Origin of the sequence: Flaviaestuariibacter flavus (genome assembly GCF_004337505.1) — a bacterium.
Taxonomy (GTDB): domain Bacteria; phylum Bacteroidota; class Bacteroidia; order Chitinophagales; family Chitinophagaceae; genus Flavisolibacter; species Flavisolibacter flavus.
The window spans coordinates 320325-338736 of record NZ_SJZI01000042.1 but is presented as its reverse complement, the minus strand read 5'-3'; the positions used below and the strand labels follow the sequence as shown (position 1 = coordinate 338736).

6 protein-coding genes are annotated in these 18412 nt (G+C 60.3%); all 6 read right to left on the bottom strand.

The features are described from left to right. Positions 1–12 precede the first annotated feature (12 nt). Positions 13–1893: a RagB/SusD family nutrient uptake outer membrane protein gene (locus tag EPD60_RS09450; protein WP_131449135.1), complete on the bottom strand. Its 1881-nt coding sequence runs from the start codon at positions 1891–1893 to the stop codon at positions 13–15. 28 nt (positions 1894–1921) lie between these two features. Beyond that, the gene (locus EPD60_RS09445; protein WP_131449133.1) at positions 1922–5149 is read right to left on the bottom strand and encodes a SusC/RagA family TonB-linked outer membrane protein; all 3228 of its coding nucleotides are present in this window, start codon (positions 5147–5149) and stop codon (positions 1922–1924) included. A gap of 608 nt (positions 5150–5757) precedes the next feature. Next, positions 5758–6753 carry a PorP/SprF family type IX secretion system membrane protein gene (locus EPD60_RS09440; protein ID WP_131449131.1) on the bottom strand — a complete coding sequence of 332 codons (996 nt, stop codon included), beginning with the start codon at positions 6751–6753 and terminating at the stop codon, positions 5758–5760. A gap of 21 nt (positions 6754–6774) precedes the next feature. Then, a complete protein-coding gene (locus EPD60_RS09435) occupies positions 6775–15096 on the bottom strand; it encodes a PKD-like domain-containing protein (RefSeq protein WP_131449129.1) in 8322 nt (2773 codons plus the stop codon). 292 nt (positions 15097–15388) lie between these two features. Then, positions 15389–17380, bottom strand: a complete 1992-nt coding sequence (locus EPD60_RS17345; RefSeq protein ID WP_131449127.1) for an OmpA family protein — start codon at positions 17378–17380, stop codon at positions 15389–15391. Between the two features lie 25 nt (positions 17381–17405). Then, a complete protein-coding gene (locus EPD60_RS09425) occupies positions 17406–18398 on the bottom strand; it encodes a PorP/SprF family type IX secretion system membrane protein (protein ID WP_131449125.1) in 993 nt (330 codons plus the stop codon). Between the last annotated feature and the right edge of the window lie 14 nt (positions 18399–18412).

Genomic DNA, 18412 nt, shown 5'->3' with positions numbered 1-18412 from the left:
GAGGCGAGGGGCTTAGTAGCCCGGGTTTTGAGTAAGGGCAGGGTTGGCGTCGCGTGCCGCCTGCGGGATGGGCAGCAACTCCGAGCGGCCGGCCTGGAAGCCGAGGGCAAAGCGCGCCAGGGCCGTCGTACCGATGGCATTCACCGGGGCCGACGAGGTGGGCTTCACGACCCAGTTCAACGCGGTGGCATTGGCCGGCGCCGAAGAAGGAGTCGGTGCGTAGAACGAATTCGCCCACAGGGTGCTGTCGTCGGCAGTGCCGGTGTTCTGCTGGATCGGGGGCGGCGTTCCCGTCGGAATGTTGGTGCGGTAATACATCCGGGCCGGGAGGTTGGCGTAGATACCCGAAGCCGTCGACATCTGCGTAAGCTGCTGTTTCGTCTCGCTGATTTTGGCGGCGAGCAGGTTCCAGCGAATGAGGTCGAACTTGCGTACACCCTCGCCACCCAGCTCAAGCGAGCGCTCGCGCACGATGGCATTGAAAAAGTCGGTCTTGCTCAGGCCGGCCGGCAGGTCCACCGTAGCATCGGGTGTGTTGAGGGGCTTACCAAAGCCACGACGCCGTACCATGTTCACGGCTTCATAGGCAGCGGCGCTGGGGCCGTTATTGACTTCGTTGTCGGCCTCGGCAAACATCAGCAGCACGTCGGCGTAGCGCAGGATCTGCCACTTGAGGCTGAAGTACTGGGCCTGGCTGTTGGCCGCCACTTCGGGCGTGATCCAGTCGCGGCGGTATTTGCCGTCATTGATCGAGGTGATCACCTGGCCGGTCTTCGTTCTGCCGTCGGCACCAACGATATAGGGTGCGCAGGTAACGTCGCGGCGCAGGTCGCCGGGCTGGAATGCGTAGAAGTAAGTCGGCAGCACGTTGATGGCGCGGTTGCCGGTGCCACCCACCGTGGGGCCGTTGTAGTAACCCAGCTTGGTATCTTCAGCTCCAGCCTGGCCAACGCCACTGGCCTGGAACATCAGCTCGCCGTTCGGGTCGGCCGACACACGGGCGCACACCTGGTCTTTCCAAAGTCCGCGGAAGCTCGGGTTGAGGCTATGCTGGCCGGAAGCCATGATCTCGCTCGCTTCCTGGCGGGCGATGGTGTAATAGGTAAGATAGTCGCTGCGGCGCTCCATCTGGGCGCTGTTGCGCAGTGAGTAGCCGCCCCGGAAGAGGGCGATGCGGGCGCGCAGGCCTTTGACCGTACCCTTGGTGATACGCTCATTGGGCGCGTCGCCGATCTGGGCGAGCTCGTTGCGCCAAGGCACGAGGTCTTCGGCCACGCGCAGGTCGGCAATAATGCGGTCGTACAGCGTGTCGCGGTCAACGCGGGCGGGGTAGGGCGTGGCCCCGGCCGACTTGGAGGCCGACTGGAAGTGCGCCGGCAGGTCGCCCCAGTTGCGGATCGCCTCGAAGTAGAACTGGGCGCGGAGCGTGAGCGCCTCGCCGTACATGCGGCGGAGCTGCTTTTGCTCCTGCTCGCTGCCGCTGGCATACAGCGCCATGTTCGGGATATTGTCGATACACTGGTTGGCGAACTCGATGCCCTGGAACAGCTGGTTGAACGGACCTGCGATCTGGGCGTTGCCTGCAGTTGCGGCATAGCGCGCGATGTCGCGGCGGTCGTTGTCGCTGGTACCTACGTTGCCCGTCGGGCCCTGCATCTCGTCATTGTCTACCGTGTAATACAGGCTGAGGCGGATACCATAGCCGTTGTCGCCCACGAGGCGGCTGTAGGCCGAGATCAGCGCGCCATAAGCACCCTGAACGGAGCTGAATACCGCCTCGGGGCTTTGCTCGGTGATCGGTTGCCGGTCGAGGAACTTATGGCAGCCGCCGCCGGCGAGTGCCAGGGCAACCAGTGCGGCAATGGTCAGCTTGCGGGGATTTACTGCTTTCATATAGCGGTGCATCTGGAGTTTTCGTTGATTAGAATTGTGCGTTCAGACCGAAGATGTAGCTGCGGCTTTTCGGGTAGGCCGAATAGTCGAGGCCCGGCGTCACGGGGTTGTTGCGTACGCTCACCTCCGGATCGTAGCCCGTGTAGCTCGTAAGGATGGCCAGGTTGTTACCTGTGAAGTAGAAGCGCAGCCTGGAGATCTTCATGCGGCCGATCGAGAACTGCGGCAGGCTATAGCCGATGGTGACGTTGTTGAGACGGAGGAAGGAGCCGTCTTCGATCGCCCAGGAATGGGGATAGAAGGCGCCGGTACCCTTCAGCGGCTGCCAGATGGTGGCATTCGCGTTGAGGCGCTCCAGCTGGTCCGGCGGAATGCCGTACACCGTAGTGCCGTTCACCCACTGGGCGGTCTGGCCATTGGGCAGCACCACCTTCCAGCGATCCGCCATAATGTCGAGCATATTGGCGTTGTTGGCGTAGCCATTGGTCAGCTCGATCTTGTTGGCGTTGTAAACGTCGTTGCCTACGGAGAAGTTCACAAACACGCTGGCATCCCAGTTCTTGTAGGTAAACTGCTGGTTGAGGCCGCCGGTGAACTTCGGGTTGGCGTTGCCGATGATGGTGCGGTCGTTGTCCAGGTCCACCTTACCGTCACCGTTGATGTCTTTGAAGCGGATCGATCCGGGCTGCACCGTTCCGATCACCGGGCCGCTGTTAACGACGCCGGGCTTCAGCGTATAGGTGCCATTGGTGTAGTTGTAGTTAAAGTCGGCAGTTGTGTAGAAGCCATCCGTAACGAGGCCATAAATGGTGCCCACCGGCTGGCCGATGCGCAGCAGGTAGTCGGTCGGCTGACCCGAAACACCCCAGCTGGGAGCCGCGAAGGTCTGCGACTGGCCGGGCCCGAGGGCAACGATCCGGCCCTTGTTGGTAGCGATGTTGAAGTTCGCCGTCCACGAGAAGTTGCGGCCCTGGGCCACGGTGCCGTTCAGCTGAAACTCGACGCCCTTGTTCGAGGTCTTGCCCACGTTCTGCAGCTGCGAGGTATAGCCATACGTAGGGGCGATGGGAACGTCGAGCAGCAGGTGGTCGGAGCTGTTGTTATAGATATCCACGCTCAGGCTGAGGCGGTTTCTAAAGAAGGAAATGTCGAAGCCAAGGTTGCGGTTCACTGTCGACTCCCACATCAGCTCGGGGTTTTCCAGTGCCGGCGGGAAGGTGGCATATACCGTCGACCCGTTGATACCGTAGTAGTACGTGCCGTTGGTGGAGTAGTTGGCGAGGTAGCGGTAGTCGGTGATGCGTGAGTTGCCGATCTTGCCGTAGCCGAAACGCACTTTCATGTCGCTGATAAAGCGCACTTCTTTCATGAACTTCTCCTTGCTCATGCGCCAGGCCACCGAAGCCGACGGGAAGTAGCCCCACTGCTTGGGCTGGTCAAACTTGGAAGTACCATCGGCGCGCAGGTTGGCGGAGAAAAGGTATTTGTCCTTGTAGCCATACGACACGCGGCCAAAGAAGGAAGCGATCGCGGTTTCGTAGCGGTAGCGGCGCGGGTAGCCATCGAAATACTGGGCCATACCCGTTTCCTTGAAGGCGGTGTTGTAGGGAGTGTAGGTGGGGTAGTTTCGGTAAAGGCTGTTGCGGCGGTCGCCTTCCTCGAGGTAGATCTCCTGGCCGAGGAGGAAGTCGAAGTCATGCTTCTTCCCGATACCCTTCAGCGAGTAAGTCAGTACGTTGGAGTTATTGTAGATGGTGCGCGAGGTGGTATCCAGCTGCGCCACCGGTTTGCGGCCGCCCTGTACGATGGCGTAGTTGGTGTTGGAGTCGGAGAACTGGCGATCGATCACGTTGTTGCGGTCGTAGCCGAAAGCAGAGCGGAAGACCAGGTTCTTCAGAAGATTCACCGTCAGCGTGGCGTTGATATTGTATGCCTCGGTCGATTTTTTCCGGTATTCCGAGCGGGCCAGGATCAGCGGGTTTACCAGGTTCAGGCCGTTGCCCACGTTCGGATCGGCCAGCGGGTCGGCATCTTCTTCTGTTTGAAGTCCGGAAGTGAAAGGACGGTAACGAACGGCATTGCGGAGGCGGTTGTAGGCTGTGCCCTGGTCCGACGAAACGCCGGCGCCTTCCACATCCTGCTGCGAGTAGCGGCCGCCCACACCCAGCTTGATGCGGTTGGTGATCTTGTAGTCGCCCTTGGCATTGAACAGGTAGCGCTCGAAGTTGGAGTTGATCACGATGGCCTTCTCCTTGTTGTAGGTGCCGCCGAAGTTAAAGGTACCCTTGTTGCCGCCGCCGCCTACTGTGAGGTTATAGGTCTGCATCCCACCGGTGCGGCCAAACACTTTGTCCTGCCAGTCTACGCTTCCGATGTTGCGGTATACGTCGAGCGTATCCCAGCTATGACCGAAGTTATTGGTGAAGGTGGTGCTGTCGGTACTGGAGCCGCGCGAGCGCTCCGACTGGTAGAAAACGTAGTCGTAAGGATTGAGCACATCGAGCTTGCGGGCCAGCTTGCGGATGCCCCAGAAGGCATTGAGCGAAACCACGGTGCGTCCGGGCTTGCCGCTCTTGGTGGTGATCACCACCACGCCGTTGGCGCCACGGGCACCGTAGATAGCGGTGGCGGCGGCGTCCTTCAGCACATCGATAGACTGGATATCCTGCGGCGAGATCGTGGAGAGGCCGTTCTCCACGATCACTCCATCAATTACGTAGAGGGGGGTGTTGTCCTGGTTGATCGACATGCCGCCGCGTACACGGATGCGCACCTGGGCGTCGGGCGAACCTTCGGCCGTGGTGGCGGTAACGCCGGCAAGACGGCCGTTGAGGGCCTCGGCGGCGGAGTTGATGGGAATGTCTTTCAGGTCGCGGGCGCTTACCGAAGACACCGAAGCCAGCAGGTCTTTGCGGCGTACGGTCTGGTAGCCGATCACCACCACGTCGTTGAGCACGGTGGCATTGGTGCTGAGCGTTACGTCCACGGTCGACTTGGAGCCCACCGGCACCTCCTGGCGATTGTAGCTCGCCGAGGAGAACACCAGCACCGCGCCCTTATCGGGAACCTCGATGCTGTAGCGGCCGTCGGCGCCCGTTTGCGCGCTGCGCCTGGTGCCTTTCACCGTAACGGTGACGCCGGCCAGTGCCTCGTGGGCACTGTCTGCCACCACGCGGCCGCTGACAGTACGCCCCTGGCCGAAAGCCAGTGCGGCGAACAGGCAGAATAAAACGGAGAGGTATAATTTCGCTTTCATAGCAAGCTTGAGATTACATTGTGGACAGGGTTCCCGCAGATCATCCGATCAAAAAGAGTTTTGGCGTCAGGAAACCACAGGACTGCCGGCGCGGGGGTACAGCCTTCCTTCGGATGGTTCCTTCAGCAAGTCTAACTCGCTTTTCAGAGGTGGCAATCGGAGCAAATCTTTTTTTTTACGCAAACGTTGTCGGTAACGATTGCAGGGTAATAGCGCCGGAGACGCAGGTCTGCCCGCCTTTGAAAATCCCTGTTTTGCACGGGCCTGCCACTAATAGGCTGTCACAATGAAAGTCCTGCACCGCGGTCACCCGATGATTTCCGCCAATATAGCAGCCGGTCGGTCCGGGAGCGCTTGTTATTAGACAGGCTATCGCTTCCCGGCGACCAAACCCTCATTTAGACCCAGTACGGCCGCAGGATCGTGGGCGCAGCCACCTACCACCGCCGTAGATCGCGCACTTCAGGATGTCTGATGTCTGACTTGAAATAAAGAAACAGGATCGCGGTGCGATCCTGTTTCTTTCAATACAAAGCAAGACAACTAACAAGCAGATGCTGGCGTCAGCCAAATCAGACATCAGACATCCGACATCGGAGATTAGTAAATCAGAACGAAGGGCAGCGCAGGTAACGCGGCGCCTCCGCAGGGCGGTTGAACAGGCAGGTGAGCGAGATCTCGAAGCTGTTGGAGCGGGCTACGTTCTTACCCAGGTCCGACTGGCTGACATCATAACTCACACCCAGCTTGGTATTTCCCCACTGCAATCCCGCGAAGGGCACCACCGCGTCGTTGAAACGATAGTTGACGCCGCCAAGCAGCGACACCTCCTCTCCTACCATGCTGCGCACATTCACGCCGAACATCTGCTCGTCGGCACTGCCCTGGCGCATATAAAGAACGGAGGGCGTCACGATCAGCGTTTCCGATACATTGATGCCCAGCGACACGTGCGCCGTAAGGCGCATCGGCACCTTCGTCTTTTGCGTGCCCGACAGGAAAAACTCTTCGGGCGAGGTGATGTGGTGCGCAGCAACACCAATATACGGATTGATCTTTTTGTCCTCGCTCAGGTCGGCATACATGATGCCGGCGCCGGCGTCGAAAACGGTCGACTTGTTGGCCATCAGCACTTCGGTGGCGGGCACCGACGGGTTGAAGCCCGTGAAACGGTTCCACTGCTCCTCCGTCTGGAATTTAGAAGCGTCGAAACGCTTCGAGATCATCCCTGCCTGCAGGGCAATGGTGAGCACTTTGTAGCCCTCGGGGTCGAAGCGCACGCCATTGTAAGCAAACGACGCGTAGGCCTGCTGGAAGGTATAGCCCGTACCGGTGGTTTGCTGAAACACGTTGGCACCGATGGCTACGTTGCGGTTGGTATTGGCCTCGGCGGCAAAGCCTACGGTGCGGAAGCCGCCCGACATGTCGCTCCACTGGTTGCGGTAAACACCGGTCACGCGGTACGCCCCGTCGAAGGCACCGGTAAAGGCCGGGTTCACCGAGGTGGGAAACACGAAATACTGCGAAAAGTGCGGGTCGGTCTGGGCACCGGCCTTCCCGGCAAGTACCAGCGCCAGCAGGCATATGGCAAGCGATCGCTTCATGTTGATTCGTTTTTAATATGGTTAGCGAAGCAGGTTAAAGAGTCCTTTTTTGGTGATCACACGGCCGTCGGTGAGGGTAACTGATACCGCGTATGCATACACCCCGGCGGGCTGCAGTGTGCCGCCGACGGTGCCATCCCAGCCCTTGCTGCCGTCGTGGCCGTCGTAGCTGAAGAGGAGCTGGCCCCACTGGCTGTACACCTTCAGCGAGTAGTACTGGATATTGTTGCCAAGCACTTTCAGCGTTTCGTTCTTGCCGTCGCCGTTGGGGCTGATGGTGTTGGGAACGAAGATGCCGACGTCAGGCAGCGGCACCATTACCGTACGTGTCGCAATCGCACTCTGGCAGCTTACGGCGCCGTTGGCGCGCACCGTGATGGTAAAGGTCTGCTCGGGGCTGAGTCCGGTGAGCAGGTGCGCGCGGCCACTGGTATCGTTGGGCGCACGCCAGGTGACGCCGCCGTCGAACGACACTTCGTAACCCGTAGCCCCCGGCACCGCATTCCAATAAAAGCGCAGCGATGACGTAGTAGCGTCTGCCTGCACCACCGGGCGGGCCAGCAGCGGCAGGAGCGTCACCGCCTGTGGGTTGGTGGTAAATACGCAGCCGGCGGCCGTGGTTACGGTGAGTGTCACATCATAAGTGCTGGCCGAAGTATAGGTATGTGCCGGTGTAGCCGAAGTGCCGCGCGGGGTACCGTCGCCGAAGTTCCAGGAGTAGCCTGTTACGTTGGGGCTCACGTTGGCAGAGAAATTCACCGGGCCGCTGATGCAATCACTCGTTTGTGCGGGCGTGAAGATGGCGCGCGGCTTGGGGTTCACCGTTACGTCGAGCGTAAAGGGAACGCCTGCGCAGATACCCGTTGCCGGTGTGATGATATAGGAAACTACGATCGGGTTGTCGGTCGTGTTCACCAGCAGCTCGTTGATCTGCGGACTGGCCTGGCCGCTTACCGGTGCATTGGAAATACCGGCTACCGCGGCACGGCTCCAGCTCAGACTGGCGCCCGCTACGCTGGTGCTGATGTTGTAGGTAAAGCCGGCGCCGCTGCAGCTTGTGGCCGAAGCGGGGCTCGTGACCATCGGGATGGGGTTGACGGTGACGGTGTAGGTAAACGGCGTGCCCGCACAGCCGTTGGCAGATGGGGTGATGACATAGGTAAGGTTCACCGCCGAATTGGTGGTGTTGATCAGTGTTTCAGTAATCACAGCACCGGGCACATTGCTCACGGCGGCGTTGGAGATGCCGGCAATGGCGGCGCGGCTCCAGCTATAGGTGGCACCAATTACGTTGCTGGTGATGACATAGCTGTGTGCACTGTTGCTGCACACCGTTCCTGTGGCAGCGCTGGTAACCGTTGCGGTGGGATTCACGGTTACCGTGTAGGTAAACGGCGTACCCGCACAACCGGCAAATGAAGGCGCGATGGTGTAGATCACGGCAACCGGGCTGCCCGTGGTGTTCACCAGCGCCTCATTGATGGTGCTGCCCGCCACGTTGCTGACGGCGCCATTGGAGATACCGGCAACGGCAGTGCGGCTCCAGGTGAAGATGGCACCCACGGCATTGCCGGTGATGGCGTAGTTCTGCGGCGCGCCGCTGCACACCGTTCCTGTGGCGGCGCTCGTTACAGCGGCAACGGGGTTCACCGTCACTACGTAGTTGAAGGGAGCACCGGGGCATCCGTTGGCTGTGGTCTGGATAATATAAGTGACATTGATCGGCGCGTTGGTGCTGTTCACCAGGGCTTCGGTGATGGGGTTACCCGTTGCGTTGCTCACGGCGGCATTGCTGATGCCGGCTACCGCGGCACGGTTCCAGGTAAAGGTTGTACCGGCAAAGGATGCGGTGAGGGTATAGCTCTGCGCGGCACCGCTGCATACAGTTGCAGTGGCGGCGCTGGTTACAGAGGGCGCAGGCGTTACCGTGACCGTATAAGTAAACGGCGCGCTGGCACAGCCCCCGAAGGAAGCCACGATGCTGTAAACCACATCAACGGGCGCAGTGCCGGTGTTGACCAGCGTTTCGCTGACCGGGCTGCCCGTTTGGCCGCTTACCGCGGGGTTGCTGATACCGGCTACTGCCGCACGGCTCCACGTAAAGGTTGCGCCCGCAACTGTGCTGCTGATAGTATAGCTAAGCGGCTGGCCGCTGCACACAGCGCCTGTAGCCGCCGAAGTAACGGCGGGCGTCGGGTTGACAGTAACCGTATACGTAAAGGGCGTACCAACACAGCCATTCGCTGAGGGCGTGATGGTATATACAACGGTCACCGGAGCCGTAGTGGTGTTCACGAGCGTCTCCGTGATTACGGACGACGTCTGTCCGCTCACCGCAGCATTGGAGATGCCGGCAACCGCCGCGCGGTCCCAGCTAAAGGTGGCGCCGGACACATTGCCTGTGATCGTATAGGCAAGCGGAGATCCGCCGCAAACCGCGCCGGTGGCGGCGCTGGTCACGACAGCTGTCGGGTTTACGATAACAGTGTGGTTGAAAGGCGTTCCGGCGCAGCCATTGGCCGTGGGTGTAATCACATACACAACACTCACCGGCGCGCTCGTGGTATTCACCAGGGTTTCGGCAATGGGGTTGGACAACTGTCCGCTCACAGCCGCATTGCTCACTCCCGCTACGGCCGCACGGCTCCAGGCAAAGGAAGCACCGGCAACACCGCTGGTGATATTGTAGGAATACGGGGCCCCGCTGCAAACCGTGCCGCTGGCACCGCCTGTGATGGTGGCCGTCGGGTTAACGGTAACGCTGTAGGTAAATGCAGGACCGGCACAACCGCCAAAGGAAGGCGCGATCGTATAAGTAACCACTACCGGCGTATTGGTGGTATTGACGAGCGCTTCGGTAATGGCCGCCGTCGTTTGACCGCTCACGGCGGCATTCGAAATACCGGCCACCGCGGCGCGGCTCCAGGTAAACGTAGCGCCGGCTACGTTGCTGGCAATAGAGTAAGCCTGCGCGGCACCACTGCACACCGCGCCGTTAGTGGCGCTGGTGATGACAGCCGTGGGATTTACCGTCAGCGTATAGGTGAAGGGCGCTCCCGAACAGCCGTTCGCCGACGGTGTAATGGTGTAGGTAACGGCTACCGGCGCGTTGGTGGTGTTCACCAGTGTCTCAGCGATCGGGTTGGACGATTGCGCGGACACAGCCGTATTGCTGATTCCCGCTACCGCTGCGCGGCTCCAGCTGAAGGTGGTACCGGTGACGCCGCTGGCGATGTTATAGCTGAGTGCGGTGCCACTGCACACGCTGCCGGTGGCGGCGCTGGTAACCGTGGGCGTCGGCGTAACCGTAACCGTATACAGGAAGGGCGGCGCGGTGCAACCGCTGAAACCGGTAACAATGGAGTAGGTAACGTCCACCACGTTGGTAGTGGTGTTCACCAGTGTCTCGGCGATGGGGTTGCTTGCTTGACCGCTCACGGCGGCATTGGAAATACCCGCAACGGCAGCGCGGCTCCAGGTATACTGGGCACCGGCTACGGTGCTGTTGATGTTGTAGCTCAGGGGCTGACCGCTGCACACGCCGCCGGTGGCAGCGCTGGTGATCACCGGTGTCGGGTTGACCGTAACTGTGAAGGTGAAAGCCGGGCCCGGGCAACCGCCAAAAGAGGGCGGCAGCGAATAACCGGTGATAGTATACGTCACGTCAATTGGCGACGTGGTTGTATTGAAAAGCGTTTCCGTGATCGGGTTACTGCCTTGGTTGCTGACAGCCGCATTGGAGATGCCGGCCACCGTGGGACGGCTCCACAGGAAGGTGGCGCCGCTCACGTTGGAAGTGATAAGGTAGTTGAGCGGGTTGCTGCCACAGACCGACGCGGTGGCGGCACTGGTTACCGTCGGGCGCGGATTGACGGTTACCGTATAAGTGAACGGTGTGCCCGTACAGCCGTTGGCAGTGGGTGTGATTGAATAGATAACACTTACAGGCGCATTCGATGTATTCACAAGCGTTTCTGTAATCGTGTTAGTTGTTTGCCCCGACACCGCCGCATTGCTGATGCCGGCTACTGCAGCTCGACTCCACACAAAGGTGGCGCCGGCCACGCCGCTGGAAATTGTATAAGCGAGCGGGCTGTTGCTGCACACGGATCCCGTAGCGGCGCTCGTGATCGTAGCCGTCGGATATACTGTAACAGTGTAAGTAAAGGATGCTCCGCTACAACCATTGGCTGCGGGCGTAATGCTGTACACCACATCGATGGGGGCGCTGGTGGTATTGACAAGCGCCTCGGTTATGCTGGACGAAGCCTGATTGCTGACCGCGGCATTAGAGATGCCCGCAACCGCGGCACGGCTCCAGCTGAACGTGCCTCCGGCGACGCTGCCGGTGATCGGGTAGTTCTGCGCCGCGCCGCTGCAAACAGTACCGGTTGCCGCGCTGGTTACGCTCACCGCGGGATTCACGGTAACGGTGTACGTAAACGGAGCACCCGGGCAGCTGCCAAGCGTCGGCGTAATAATATAAGCCACCACAACCGGTGCGTTTGTAGTGTTCACCAGGGTTTCTGTGATCACCGCAGCCGTTTGGCCGCTTACCGCGCCGTTGGAAATACCTGCAACTGCCGCACGGTCCCAGCCATACATAGTTCCGGGTAGCGAACTGCCGATTGCATAGTTCTGGGCCACGCCGCTGCATACCACTCCGGTGGCGGCACTGGTGATCGCCGGTACACCATTCACCGTGATGTTCTGCGAAAACACCGTGCTAGTGCAACCCAGAGAGGTCTTCACGGTCAGGGTGACTGTCTTGATGCCTGCAGTGGTGTAAGTGACGGTTTGGGGATCGCCGTTGGCGAACACCTGCGGGCCGGCGCCATTGCCGAAGTCCCAGGTCCACTCAGTGATGGTGCCATAGGTGCCGGCACCCGTTGACGTGCTGGTGAACACAACCGGCGTGCCGGCGCAAACCGTTGTTGCGGGAGCCACGGTAAAGGAGGCCGAAAGGTTACCCGCCAGGTTCACGGTTTGCACGGTATCGGCAAAGCAACCGGCGGCGTTGATGGCGCGCATCGTCACAGTATAGTTACTCAGCGAGGGGTAGGTATAAGACGGGCTGGACAGGTGCGACGTATCCGCCAGCGTGGCGCCGTCGCCGAAGTTCCAGCTCCAGTTGCTGATCAGGGTTGAGTCGGAAGTGGAAAGGTCACTAAAGCTGATGGTGGTGCTGCCGCAGCTGCCCGCCGTAAAGGAGAACTCGGGCACAGGGCCGTTCACCACGTTTACCGTGTTGTTGAACACTTTGATACCCGTGCAACCGCCCGTTGTAAGCGCGTTCGCCAGCACACGGAAGTTGTAGTTACCGGCTTCGTTGAAGTGGTAAGGCGTGGGGATCCGGTATACATAATAAGGGATCGCATCGATGGTAAAGGTGCTGTCGGGCGCCGGCGCATTCTGCACTACAGCGGCATTGGGCACCAGGCTGCTGTTGCCGTAGAAGTCCCAGGTAAGCGATGCGAGCTGCGCCGGTGCGTAGGGAAGCGCGATGCGGAAGTAGAAGTCATTGCCCTTGCAGGTCAGCCCTTGGGTAACACCATACGGGTTGCCGATGAGCAGCACCTGCGACAGGTCTTTGAGCGAGCAGCCCGCGTTATAGCCATAGCTTTCCCCGTCACCCATGCCATAGGCGATCGCATTGAAAGCCGAGTCGGAGTAAAGCGTGTGCGAAGCGCCCGGCGTCACCCGGAGCTGCGCGTACGAGTAGCCCGTGAACTGCGGGTGCGGCTTGAAGATGGCCGTCAGCGGCTGCACGCCGCCCGTGTTATAACAGGTGGTGGCGCTTGCGGTTGCCTGGTTGATGCCCGGGTCGCCGGTAGTGCCGCCATCGAGGCGGAAGGAAGCGACACCGCCGGTGGGAATGATGACGTTGATGTAGTGCCCGTTGTAGGAAGCGCTCGGGTTTTTCACTCTTGCCGAATACACCGTGGTGCGGTTGATGGCCTGCTCCACCGGGCTCAGGATGATCATCTCGGGGTCACCATTGCCCTTCGAGCCGTTGGCGTTTGCGCAGCCGCCGGCTACGATAAACTGCGTTACCGTGATGGGCTTGTCGCTCTCAATGAGCTGCGGCTGACTGCTGGCAAATTCATAGTAAAGGTTGTTGACCAGCGTGGTGGGGTTGAGCGCGGTAGTATGCGCGGGATTGTTCACCCACACCTGCGTCGTCGGGTCGCTCACGTTGACGCGATACAGGTTGTATTCCATAGTAGTGGTGGGCGCCGTGAGGTAACGCTTGCCCCAGGCCACCGACGGGAACATCTGCTGGATCATGTGGTCGGAGCCCTGGCTGGCGTTGCAGGAGGCAGCGTTTACCAGCACACGGCCATTGCCGCCGAATACGGCGATGCTTTTGTCGCAGTTGGTGTTCACCTTCGATCCCGACAGGTCGAGGCCGCGCGCGTTGCTGCTGCTGATACCGGAGCCCGAGCCCTGGATAAAGCCCATGGCGTTGAATACCTGGCCCTTGTTCAGGATGATGGGACCCACGGGCACGTTCTTCGGGTATTTCACCATGGCTGCGGTGTTGCCATCATCAAAGAGGGCGGCTGTAACCGAGTCGAGAATATCCTGGCTCGGTGTGAACCAGATCGGTGTGTTGTCCTCCTTTGCAACAACAAAGAAGAACGAGTTGGGATTCGAGTTGTTGGAATAGCCGCCGTAGGCCTGCACCGTGTACGAAGAGGCCCAGGTATTGGACGGGAACAGCATTGCACCGGCGGCCGAATTACCGGTAGTGTACGAGTGCATCCACACCGAGATAGGAACGCCGTTGGTAGAGTAAATATGGATGCCGCGGTTGCTTACGCCCGTATAGTACAGGCGCGTGTCGGGCATGCCGCCCGGGTTGAGCGCGTTGCTGGCATCACCCGTAGGAAAGCCTTCTACTTCCGACACCGCTCCCGGGGCTACGGTCACCGTTTGCGGGAAGCCGGTAGCGCCGCTGATGCCCGGCAGCTCCACGCGCACCGTTGCCGGGATGGAGCCCGAAGGCACGGAGATGTAGATCGAAAGCTTGGCCTCACCGGAGTTGCCGGCTTTCTGGCTCATTTTCTCCTGGTAGCCGAAGCCGGTCCAGAAGTCAAAGCCTACGTTGGTAAAGCCGTTGAGCACCTGGGCACCTGCGCCTGTAAGGGCTACGTTGGCGGAAGCGCCGCCGCCGCTGTTGGTGGCATTGCCGTTAGCGGTACCCACCGCGGTCGGCACAAAACGGATATAGATCGTATCCAGCGCCAGCGTGCCGCCGGTATAGGACAACAGCAGCGTGTTGGCGAAGCCGGTGCCGTTTGTGGTGGAGACCTGGTAGCCGGCGGGCGCCGCAACCGTAACACTACCGGTAGCCGGCGAAAGGTATACCCCCTGGATGGTGTAATACTGCTGCTGCGAAGTGGTGCTGACGGTCTGCATGCCGAAGTCGAGCGCCGTGGGGTTTACCAGCAGCGTGGGCGTCGGCGGCGGCGTGGTGAAGCTGTACTCGGCGCCATAGCCCGTACCCGTGGCATTAGTGGCATAGGCACGGTAGTAATAGGTGGTGCCACCGCCAAGCCCCGTCATCAGGCTGGTGAAAGTGCCCACACCGGACCCGTCGGTGCTGCTGGAAGCAGAGGGAACGGTGGGGTTGGGCGATGTTCCCCAAACCACGCCGCGGACCGACACGGCTGCGCCGCCGTCGGCGATCACATTGCCGCCACTGTTGGCCGAAATCACCGTGATGCCGCTGGCAACCGTTGTGGTCACCATCGGTACGTTGATGCCGGCAGCCGTGATGAGCACGTTATCGACGCCCATATCGTTTGCCGAAAAGCTCCCGATCTTGATGCGGTTCACCGCAAGGCTGTTGATCGTTACGGTCATGTTGCCGCAACCGGTGGAGGGCGAAGTAACGTTCGTTCCCGCGCCCCAGGTGGTGCCGTTGTCGGTGGAAGTGTAAACAGTAAATACCCGGCTCGTGCGGGCATCGTTGAACGTCAGCACGCCCGCGCCCTGCGGCAGCGTGGGCGACACCACGTAGGCTCCTTGTCCCGACGGGAAACGGATGGCCCAGTTGGTGGAGCTGTTGGGGCAGGGATCGCTGCTGGTGGTTCCGTATCCCTTGTAGATACTCCAGGTACCTGTAGTGGTGAGAAAGGAGGTCAGCGTAGCCGGGGCGGCACTGCTCGAGCGTGGCAGGTTGGCACCGTCAAAGCCTTCGGTGGTGTAGTTATAGGGCACCTGGGCGGCCAGCGGCCCCCCGGTAACGAGGGCGGCCAGTAATACCAGGCATGCGCGGAAACGCCGTAGTACGGACAAAGGAGGCATGGCGGTGGCGCACGGAAGTGTTCTTTCCATATAGCAGTTCTTGCAGGTTTTCGATTGGTCAGTTTCGACGCAGTAAGGGTGTACGGGAGGTGGTGTCGATCAACGGTTAGAATGGCCGGACATGGCCCACGGGAAGCAATTCGAACACTAATTTTAAACACATTTAGGAGGGCGCAAACGGGGCAGTAAGTTTTTATTTACGCAATCGTTACCGATAACGTTCCCAGTCTCCTTGCCGCGCCGGGCGTGGGTTTGCAAAAGCGCGAAAAAAGAAAAAAGCCGGGCGAACCGGCTTTTTGTCTTGGCTAATTAACGCTTATTCTCATCGGTTCAATTTGATGTCAAACTCCACGCGGCGGTTAACCTGGCGGGCAGCCGGGTCGTCTTGTCCGTCAGCGGTTTTCTCCGGCTTCAAGGGGCAGCAGGCACCTTTGGCCTGCACCTCGATGCGGCTGGCGGCAACGCCCTTGCGGAGCAGGTAATCGCGGCAGGCATTGGCGCGGTCGCGGCTCAGCTTCTGGTTGTATTCTTCCGTGCCCACCTGGTCGGTGTATCCGCTCACCACAATCCGCAGCATCGGCTCGCGCTTCAGGATGGCGGTCAGCGTATCGAGGGTCTGCGCGGTTTCAGGGCGCAGGTTCCATTTGGCGAAATCGAAAAGCACGGTGTTGTCGCGTGGGGGCGCTTCCGCTACCGGCGGCTCTGTGACCTTAGGCACCAGGCATACAGCCGCAGTGCGCAGTGTGTCGACATCCCCACGCTCCGCCTTCGGCACCGCGAGGCTGCCATCGATATAGCCTTCACGGGCAGCACTCAATGAGAAGCCCTTGAGCGCAGGCACTTCCACCAGGTAAGAACCGTCGGCCGACGTTGTTGCCTGTTTGCCAACCACACTTACCCTGGCACCCGCAAGCGGGCTGTTATTACTGCAGTCCGTAACGGTACCAGCCACAAACTGGCGGTAGGTTTTGTCAACCTGGTACAGCGATACACATTGATCGCCGCCGCGGTCCGACGAGATCACCGCGCCTTTGAGCAGGCGGTCGGGACTATTGGTAGAGAAGTAAGAATCATCCTTGTTGCTGTTGACGGGCAGCCCGAGGTTCTTCGGTGCGGCGAAAGCAGACCCAGGTGCGCCGGCGCTGCTGAACAGGTCGAGGCCGCCGTAGCCCGCATGGCCACGGGAGGCAAACACGAGGCTTTGTGTCGGGCCATGGTAGAACGGTGCCTCCTCATCCTGCATCGTGTTGATTACGTTACCGGCATTGACGGCCACGCCGGGCTCACCCGCAGCGTTCATCGGCACCATCCAGATATCCCAGCCACCCTGCCCGCCTGCGCGATCGGAGGCGAAGAGCAGGTAACGGCCGTCGCTGGTGATATGCGGCTGCTTTGCATTGCTGCCTTCCGCGTTGACCGGCGCCGCCAGTTTCACTGGTGCTGTCCAGCCCGAGCCTTTGCGGCTGCTGGCCCAGATCTCCGACACCGTATTTCCACGGTCATAGCGCCAGCGGGTAAAGTAGATGCGCTGACCGTCGGCACTCATGCTGGCCGCTCCCTGCCCGGCCGCGTCACCGAGGTCGACCTGCAGTTTCTCTACGCTCCCACCGGAGTTACCTATGTAAAGTGCATTGGCAAAAGGATTCTTACCGGCCTTCTGCAGGCTGCTGTCGGGCCGCGATGAAGTAAAGATCATTCCGCCCGCGGTGTGCGCGGCGGCGTAGTTGGTCTCGGCCGAATTGATCGGCTCCGTCATCCGCGTTACCCGGGTGAGCTGCGCATCGGCAGTGGCCGGGTTGCTTTCGGCAAAGGCGATGCTCCGCAGCTCGGCCTGCGCGGCGGCTGTATTTCTACCGCCGCCCTGCACGTATAGCTCCAGCTGTGCATTTGCCTCGGCCGGCTTGCCCAGGGCCCGCAGCGCCACGCCATAGCCGTAGCGTGATTCGGGGTAGGCGGCAGCGTCTTTCTGCAGCAGCTGTTCATAGGCCGCGGCCGCGTGCTGGTGATCGTTGATGCGGCGGTAGCTTTCCGCAAGGCGGTACAGGATCTCGGCATCGCTCACAGCGCCGTTTGTGGTCGCTTTGGAAGGCTTCGCCAGCGAAATGCCATAAGGCCGAAAGCCGCCCTCCGCGGGCTTGCCGCTTTTACCACCGTCAACATATTGCTGGTAGTAGGTGGCGGCGGAATAATAGTCTCCGGTATTGTAGTAGAAGTCACCGCTCTTGCGCAGATCGGCGGCACGCTGTGCGGCGCCGGCAAGCGGGGCTGCCAGCATCAGCGCGGTGAGCCATTGTATCGGGGTCAGTTGCTTCATGAGTTCTTTTTGATCGGTTCGGGAATTACAGGCGGGGGCAGCTGAAGTGACGCTGCCCGAGCAAGCGGTTGCGGCGGAACACGTACGAGAGCGACACCTCGAAGGAGTTGACGTTCGAAACGGTGCGTCCCAGGTCGGAGTTGTTCACGTCGTAGCTCACACCAAGCATGAAGTTCTTGTAGTCAAATCCCGCAAAGGGCACCGCGGCATCCTGGAAGCGGTAGTTGATGCCGCCGAGCAGGCTCAGCTCGCTTGACGCGCGGTATTGCGCAAAGGCGCCGATCATCTTTTCGTCGGTGTTGCCCTGCTGCAGGTACAAAAAGTTCGGGGTAAGCACGAAGCTTTCCGACACGTTGATGGCAACACCGCCGTGCACGGTAAGGCGCATCGGCATCTTGTCGGTTGAATTGATGTAAACTCCTTCGGGCTGCGTCAGGTGATTGGCCGAAACACCGAGGTAGGGGCTGGCCTTTTTGGAAGCGTCCATATCATAATACAACGCGCCCGCGCCGGCGTCAAACACCATGGCGCCTTTCTGCGCCAGCACCTCGCCTGTGGCCGCGCCACCATTGAAGCCACCTGCCTGCGACCATTGCTCGCCCGTGGTGAACTTCGACGGGTCAAAACGACGAGCCAGCATGCCGGCCTGGATGCCAACGGCAATCACCTTGCTGTCCTCTTTGCCGAAACGCACCCCGGTATAGGCGAAGGAGGCGTAGCCGTTCTGGTAGGTGTAGCCCGAGCCGGTGCTTTGCTGAAACAGGTTGAGACCGATGTTGAGCTTCTTGCTGGTCACCGCTTCGGCATTTACGCCGAAGGTCCTGAAGCCGTTATTGAGCTGTCCCCACTGGCTGCGGTAGATGCCCGACACCTTGAAGTCGCCATCAAAGGCGCCGGTGAGCGCGGGGTTGAGCCAGGAAGGGAAAACATAGTATTGCGAGAAATGCGGGTCTACCTGCGCCTGCACCAGCGAGCGGCCGGCGGCGAGTGACATCAGGAGCAAAAAATACTTTTTCATTCGTTGTGTTTTTT

Bases quoted from the DNA above. Each gene is read 5' to 3' on its own strand.
- EPD60_RS09450 (WP_131449135.1), bottom strand. From the start codon at position 1,893: ATGAAAGCAGTAAATCCCCGCAAGCTGACCATTGCCGCACTGGTTGCC.
- EPD60_RS09435 (WP_131449129.1), bottom strand. From the start codon at position 15,096: ATGGAAAGAACACTTCCGTGCGCCACCGCCATGCCTCCTTTGTCCGTA.
- EPD60_RS09425 (WP_131449125.1), bottom strand. From the start codon at position 18,398: ATGAAAAAGTATTTTTTGCTCCTGATGTCACTCGCCGCCGGCCGCTCG.
- EPD60_RS17345 (WP_131449127.1), bottom strand. From the start codon at position 17,380: ATGAAGCAACTGACCCCGATACAATGGCTCACCGCGCTGATGCTGGCA.
- EPD60_RS09445 (WP_131449133.1), bottom strand. From the start codon at position 5,149: ATGAAAGCGAAATTATACCTCTCCGTTTTATTCTGCCTGTTCGCCGCA.
- EPD60_RS09440 (WP_131449131.1), bottom strand. From the start codon at position 6,753: ATGAAGCGATCGCTTGCCATATGCCTGCTGGCGCTGGTACTTGCCGGG.